The following is a 1333-nucleotide window of genomic DNA, read 5'->3' as shown; positions in this document are numbered from 1 at the left end:
GCTCCATTGCATGACCGGCATGGCCGGACGCCAGGCCTGCATGGACCCGACCGGTGCCGCGCGCGAAAGCGCGATGCGGGTGAGGTCGCCGCCACGCCTGGTGTGCTGATCGAGAAGCAGCGCTTCCATCTCCAGCGTCACCGCGTTGGCGACGAGCCGGCCGCCGGCACTCAGCGCCTTGATCGCCTTCCCAAGCACGCCGGCATCGCTGCCGCCACCGCCGATGAAGATCGCGTCCGGCGTCTCGAGCTTGGCGAGCGCCTTGGGTGCCGTGCCTTCGACCACGACAAGGCCGGGCACGCCGCAATGCGCGGCGTTGCGGCGGATGCGGGCGGCGCGCTCCTCGTCGGCCTCGATGGCGATGGCGCGCATCGAAGGGTGGGCGAGCATCCATTCGATGCCGATCGAGCCGGAGCCGGCGCCGATATCCCACAGCAACTCGCCGCGGCGAGGCGCCAGCGCCGACAGTGTGATGGCGCGGATCTCTCGTTTGGTGATCTGGCCGTCATGCTCGAACAGATGATCGGCAAGGCCGACGGTCAAAGGCAGGATGCGCGCATCCGTCGTCGATTCAACTTCAAGCGCCAGCACGTTGAGCGAATTGATTTTTTTGAGATCGAAGGCATCGGCGCGGGCGGTGCGATGCTTTTCCTCGGGACCGCCGAGCGCTTCAAGGACCGTCAATCGCGAAGGCCCGAAGCCATTCTCGTCGAGCAGTCCTGCGATGGCCGCCGGTGCGTCGCCGTCCGATGTGAGCGCGAGGATGCGCGCGCCGGGATGGAGCAGGGGGCGGATGAGGTCGATCGGATGGCCGTGAAGCGAGATTGCTTCGACATCCTGGAGAGCCCAGCCGAGACGAGAAGCGGCCAGCGATAGCGACGACGGTGCCGGCAGCACGAGCATCTCATCCGGCGTGACCTTGCGCGCCAGCGTGACGCCGACGCCGTGGAAGAATGGGTCGCCGGAGGCAAGCACGCAGACGTTTTTGCCCGCCAGCGCCAGCACGTCGCGCATTTCGGCGTCGAACGGCGTCGGCCAAGGGCGCGCCTCGCCCTTGGCCAAGCTTGAGACGAGCCCGAGGTGCCGCTTGCCACCAAAAACGACTGCGGCCTCGGCAATCCGCTGCTTGGCCTCGTCGCCGAGACCCGCTACACCGTCCTCGCCGATACCGACGATGGTCAGCCATTTCCGCGTTGGCTGCTTTTTTTTTGACATGCCGCGCCGCCCCTCATCCGCCTGCCGGCACCTTCTCCCCGTATAGTGACGGGGAGAAGGAGACTGGCTGCAACGCTGCCGACCCCCTCGCCCCGTCCTTACGGGGAGAGGGTAAGGG

At 67.1% G+C, this 1333-nt stretch carries 1 protein-coding gene; it reads right to left on the bottom strand.

Features of this window, described 5'->3' with window-relative positions; genetic code table 11:
* On the bottom strand, positions 1 to 1215 hold a 1215-nt coding region (gene cbiE, locus EOA29_RS36670), incomplete at its 3' end, for a precorrin-6y C5,15-methyltransferase (decarboxylating) subunit CbiE (protein ID WP_127222405.1).
* Positions 1216 to 1333 lie beyond the last annotated feature (118 nt).

This window comes from Mesorhizobium sp. M1E.F.Ca.ET.063.01.1.1, from assembly GCF_003998155.1.
Taxonomy (GTDB): Bacteria; Pseudomonadota; Alphaproteobacteria; order Rhizobiales; family Rhizobiaceae; genus Mesorhizobium.
This window is presented reverse-complemented; position numbering and strand designations above follow the sequence as displayed.